This is a genomic window from Kitasatospora sp. NPDC058190 (genome assembly GCF_042883685.1).
Classification (GTDB): Bacteria; Actinomycetota; Actinomycetes; order Streptomycetales; family Streptomycetaceae; genus Kitasatospora.
In genome coordinates this window covers 1-1774 of the sequence record NZ_JBHVVI010000291.1, presented here as the reverse complement: position 1 = coordinate 1774, position 1774 = coordinate 1, and the positions used below count along the sequence as shown (strand labels likewise).

Below are 1774 nucleotides of genomic sequence, written 5' to 3'. Positions count from 1 at the left end.
GCTAGTCCCGGACTTCGCACATGGGGTTTTAGGTCTCCAGCCAGCGGGGTCGGGTTTCGTCAATGCTGAGGAGTTCGAGCAGGTGTGCTTGGACTCCTCGGTTGATGAGGACGGTGGGTGGGCTGGTCGCGGTGCCGGGCCGGAGCATCAGGCTGGCCAGGTGGTAGAAGATCATGCGGCCGGTGGGACGGACGGCGCGGTTGTCGGGGTAGAGGCCGCGCATGGTCTGCTCGGGGCCCAGGGCCTGGCGCACCTGACGTTCGATCAGGCAGAACACGAGCAGGGCCAGGCAGATCACGGTGATCAGGGCGGCGATGCGCCGGTTGTGTTGCAGGAAGACCGGGGCGACCGCGAGGGGGCCCTTGAAGTCGTGGTAGCGGCGTTCGACGACGGCTTGGCCCTTGTAACGCAACAACACCTGTTCGGCGGTGGCCTGTTCGGGGGTGAGATTGGTCAGCAATGCGTACCAGCCGTCGACGGCCGCCTGGGCGGCCAGGACGTCCTGGTCGAAGTGCCATTCCAGGACGGGCCGGCCGTCAGGGTCGGCGGTGATCGTGGTCCGCAGGCAGTCCTCGACGCGGCGGGTCTTGGCGATCACGCCGATCCGGGCGGCGATCTTCTCGGCCGTGCCGTAGAAGCGCCCTCCGGCGCCGCGCCGGAGCTTGTCCAGGTCCTCGGTCGCGTGGGCCAGCCGTTTGGCGCGGGCGGCCTGCTGGCCGCGGGCGTTGCCGCTGGAGTGGACCAGGATCCTGCGCAGGGTGTGCACCGGGTCGCTCTTGCGCCGCCCGGGCAGGGTATGGGTGTCCTCCAGCACACGGTAGATCTCACGTCGGTCGGTGGGTTTGCCCGCGTCCCGGTCCGGGACGTAGGCCACGACCTGCGCATCTTCGAGGTTCAAGGCGGCATAGACCTCGTCGGGGACCTTCGCGGCCGGGGCGGGGGCGATGAAGACGACCTTCGCGTCCAGCAGGGCGGTGACGTTGGAATGGGACACGAGCTTGGAGTCGGCGACCAGCAGGAAGTCCCGCCGGTCGGCCGTCTTGCGCAGGGCGTTCATCGCGCCGACGACTTGGGCGACCTCGCCCGCGCCGCCGTCGTAGACGCGGTGGAAGAGTGGGACGCCGCCGTCACCGCTGACCGCGAGACCGGCCTGGATCTGCTTCAGATCGACCCGGCGGTCCTTGGGGTGACCGTACTTGACCTGCGGGAACCGCTCGTCCTGGTCGTCGTAGGCGCCGAAGAGGGACATCGAGGTCATGTCCCAGTGGATCCGGGACACGTCGATACCGAACTCGGCGATGGCCCGCGCGCCGACCGTGCCGACCAACTCGTCCAGGTGCGGCGCGATCGCGTCCAGTGCGCGGGCGAGCCGGTCATCACCCAGCAGGTCCGGCTGGACGCCGAAGACCTCCTCCACGGCCCATTCCCGGGCCCAGTCGCCCACGCGGACCAGCGGCGCCGGGGCGGACAGCCGGTTGGCGACCATCACCTCGATCACCTGGCCGTGCGTGAGGTGCGCGACCTCGCGGATCGGGCACAGCCCGTCGACGATCCCGGCCACGTCCAGCCGGCGCAGAAACTCGGCAGAGGCAGGCAGAGCGCCCAGACGCCTCTCCACCACAGGCGCGAACTCCACCGTCATCCGAGGACGGTGCACCCGTGAGCGACGTGAACGAGATATCGGCATGCCGGGCTCAACGACCGGCACCCCACCGGGGTACCGGTCGCATCACCAGTTCATCCGAACCAGTCATGTGCGAAGGACGGGGCTAGT

At 69.1% G+C, this 1774-nt stretch carries 1 protein-coding gene; it reads right to left on the bottom strand.

What is annotated here, in order from left to right; translation table 11 throughout:
- Positions 1-28 precede the first annotated feature (28 nt).
- Complete coding sequence (locus tag ACFVWU_RS44865) at positions 29-1642, bottom strand: IS1634 family transposase (protein WP_387632499.1); 1614 nt, start codon at positions 1640-1642, stop codon at positions 29-31.
- Between the last annotated feature and the right edge of the window lie 132 nt (positions 1643-1774).

Bases quoted from the DNA above. Each gene is read 5' to 3' on its own strand.
- ACFVWU_RS44865 (WP_387632499.1), bottom strand. From the start codon at position 1,642: ATGACGGTGGAGTTCGCGCCTGTGGTGGAGAGGCGTCTGGGCGCTCTG.